This window comes from Bacillus sp. GMs2/2, assembly GCF_050172095.1.
In the GTDB taxonomy this organism is placed as follows: Bacteria; Bacillota; Bacilli; order Bacillales; family Bacillaceae_G; genus Bacillus_A; species Bacillus_A cereus.
In genome coordinates this window covers 1-3,874 of sequence record NZ_JBNLYE010000363.1, presented here as the reverse complement: position 1 = coordinate 3,874, position 3,874 = coordinate 1, and the positions used below count along the sequence as shown (strand labels likewise).

The window sequence follows — 3,874 nt, the reverse complement described above, 5'->3', positions numbered from 1 at the left end:
ATATTGTTTTGATGGATAAATATAGTACGTATTATGATGGGTATGAAGCTTCTGTAAAGGCAGCAAAAGGAGATGTATTGTTATTTTTAGATAGTAATTTTTTATTATCTTCAACTGAAATGAAGAATTTTATTGAGCCAGTTGTTACAAATCAGGCGGATGTAGTATTAAACAAAATAGATAAATTTATAGAAGTTGGTAAATGTCCGAATATGGATATTGTTTGGAGAAAAATGTTAAATGAAATTTTAAGTCGACCAGATTTAAAAAGCAATTCAATACTTTCATTACCATATGCACTTACGAAAGAAGTAGTGGTAAATATCGGGTTTGATTATATAAAAGATATCGTTCTAGCTCATATGAACATAGTGAATCAAGGCTGGCGGATTAACAATCAATATGCAATAAGAATGTTATCTAAAGATGAAATGTTAGAAGAAGAAGGGTATTTATTTAAAAAAGAATTATTAGAAAATGAAAAAGAGAAAGTGGAAAAATATTTAATTGGTATATCCAAATGGATAGAGAAAAAGGGAAGAAGAGTAGGTTTTACTGATGCAGGAAAAAGAAGAGATATTATTCAAAGAGTAGGTGAAAGCAAGCAGTATCCTTCGTATCATCGAGGCTGGGGAATGCATTCTTCAATTTATAACGGGAAACAGCTTTCTGTCATTATACCAGTACAAAATGAAGAAGAGACTATAGAACAAGTAATACTTGAGGCGAGAAAAATAGAACCACTAGAAATAATTGTCGTTGTAAATGGTTCGACAGATCAAACGGCTAATATTGCTAAAAGACTTGGTGTTACTATTATTGAATATAACGAACGACTTGGTCATAATGTTGGACGTGCTATTGGAGCGCTTGAAGCTACAGGAGATATTCTTTTATTTATTGATGGTGATTTTAGTGTTTCAGGAAGTAATTTGCATCATTTTACAAAAGCAGTTTCAGCTGGTGTAGACATAGCATTAAATGATTTGAATCCGATGTTACATCCTCCGTTTTATGTTGTAGACGTCGTAAAATATATGCTTAATTTAGCATGTAATCGTCCAGAATTAAGCAATGGCTCATTAGTAGCAATTCCACATGCTATGAGTAGATCATGTTTAGATGCAATAGGCTGGGAAAGCTTACTATGCCCTAGTCTTGCACAAGTAAAAGCTATATTACAAGGGTATAGAGTAGAATGTGTACATTACGTTGATGTTGTAAAACCGAATAGAATTCGTTTAATGGAGAATGTAAGTCACAATGGACATCCTCCGGCAGTATTAAGAATAATTGGTGATCACGTTGAAGCTCTCTCTTACTTAATAGAACATCTTGAAATAGATGGAAAGGGTGATTAAACTGTTAGACCAGTACAAAAAAATTAACATTTCATATGAACAATTATGGCAAATGGATTTTCAAATTACAGAACCATTTATACTCAAGGTTGATTGGGATAAAGTAACGTATGAATTTTTAATTCGTATTAAGCCCGATGCTTCTAACACTATTGTTTTTGGATCCGGAGCAGGTGGGTTTCAAGAACAGCCAATTGGTCCACCTATTTTTCATCGACATTCTTGGATGGATGAATTTGAAGATACTGTTATATATTATAATGACCCTACGTTATATCTTGGAAAATTATCTTTAGGCTGGGGACAGGGAGAGTTAAATAGATTTTATTTACAAGATATAGCAAATATTTTAGAAATAGTATTTGCAAAGTTAAAAGTTGATTCGAAAAATGTGTTGTTTTATGGCAGTTCCGGGGGAGGATTTATGTCTTTAATTTTAGCTGGATTCGTTAAGGGCTCCACAGCTTTAATTAATAATCCTCAAACAAATTTATTAAAATGGATACCTGTACCAATAAATCTAGTTTTCGATTTGTCTTATCCAAATTTATCAAGAGAAGAAGTTGAGGAGAAATTTGGCGAAAGAATTAATGTTGTGAAATTTTTTAATCACATTAAATATGTACCGAATATTTATTTTTTGCAAAATTTCGCGTGTGAATTTGATGTGCAAAATCATTTGCTACCATTTATTTCCGAATTAGAGCAACTTGATAAAGACACGGAAGTAAATCAAATTATAATTGACTTATATTTTGATAAAAAAGCAGGGCATGCAGCTGTAGGGAAGAGTGAAACAATTGAATATATAAAAAAAGTAAAACCTAATCAGACTGTAAAAGAAGAACAAAAAGAAGTGGACCTATCAGTCGTTATAGTTTTAGGAGAAGAAAAATCAAAATTGAATCAAATTTTAAATAAAGTGCAGCATATAAAACCGATAGAAATTATTATTGTAGCTGATGATAGAATGAGTGCGATACAATCTATACCAACATTTGTTGAAAGTAACGTTGTTGTGATTGAGGAGAAAAGTAAACGGAAAGCACCAGTTCATGGGGCAAAAATCGCCAATGGTGATGTAGTCTTATTTTTAGATGGGGAAGATGTTATTTTTTCGGTAGAATTAGAGCGATTTATAGAACCGATACTGAAAAAGGAACAGGATGTAATCTTAAATAACATAGACTCCGTATGTTTTGAAAAGATGAGAGTAGAATGGCCAAGTATTGCTATGGTGTATAGAAAAATAGTAAACGATGTATTGGGGCGTATGGATTTAAAATATGATTCGATGTTATCTATGCCATATGCTATTACTAAAAAAGCAATTGAAGACATTGGATATGATATCTTGCAGAACCCTATTCTGTCCCAAGTAACTCTTATTGAGAAAGGGTGGCGACTACAATCCTCGTCAGCTATCACTAACACCTCCTTGAATAATATGCCCGCAAACGAACCCTCTTTCTATAAAAATGAATTAACTAAATTAGAAGTATATGAGATTAAAGAAAATATAAAAGCTTTGGAGAGTTGGTTACAACGAAAAGATGATAGAGGTAACTATACAGATGGAGGAAGAAAAAGAGAAATTATAGAGCAGTTAAAAAAACAAAAGAATTATTCACGTTTCCATAAAGGATGGGGAATGAATTCATCAATTTATAATGGAAAACAGTTATCAATTATTATACCAGCACAAAATGAAGAATCAACGATTAAAGAAGTTATTCTTGAGGCAAGAAAAATTGAACCGAAAGAAATAATTGTTGTCATTAATGGGTCAACAGATCAGACAGAAGTAATCGCTAAGCAATCAGGGGCAACAGTAATTGTTTATGAAGAAAGATTAGGGCATGATGTAGGACGGGCAATTGGTGCACAAGAAGCCATAGGGGATATACTTCTCTTTATTGATGCTGATTTTGCTATTCCAGCAAAAGATCTTCATCCGTTAACGCAAGCTGTTGCGGATGGTGTTGATATGGTTTTAAATGATTTAAATTTAAATCTTAGATTTCCTCTATATATTGTAAGTTTATATAAATATATGTTGAATATTGCTTGTAACCGTAAAGATTTAGGGGTAGGATCTACAATTGCTGTTCCCCATGCTATTAGTAGAAAATGTTTAGAGGGAATTGGCTGGGACACTCTTCACACAGCGTGTGTTGCACAAGTAAAGGCAATATTAGAAGGGTATAAAGTCGGATGTGTCCATTTTGTAGATGTAATGAAACCAAATCGTATTCGTCCAAATGAACACTTCGCAACAGTAGGACATCCACCAGCTGTATTGAGAATTACCGGCGATCATGTAGAAGGGTTTTCTTATTTACTAAAGAATAGGGATTTTAAAGATTTATTTTAATTTGGAAGCTACTTTATTAACCGGCTTGAAATAGCAACGGATAAAGTATGAGTTACGTATTGGAATAAAAGGAGAAGGATCTTGATTGTAATGAGTGAGAACTTAGATGAAGGAATTAGTAGAAAGGAGGAGAAGCATG

2 protein-coding genes are annotated in these 3,874 nt (G+C 32.8%); both read left to right on the top strand.

Annotation, left to right across the window (positions count from 1 at the left end; all coding sequences use genetic code 11):
• Positions 1-2 precede the first annotated feature (2 nt).
• Positions 3-1,361: a glycosyltransferase gene (locus ACQGS6_RS24300; protein WP_426965728.1), complete on the top strand. Its 1,359-nt coding sequence runs from the start codon at positions 3-5 to the stop codon at positions 1,359-1,361.
• A gap of 52 nt (positions 1,362-1,413) precedes the next feature.
• Positions 1,414-3,735, top strand: coding sequence for a glycosyltransferase (locus ACQGS6_RS24295; protein ID WP_142954747.1), 2,322 nt, complete (start codon positions 1,414-1,416; stop codon positions 3,733-3,735).
• Positions 3,736-3,874: the final 139 nt, after the last annotated feature.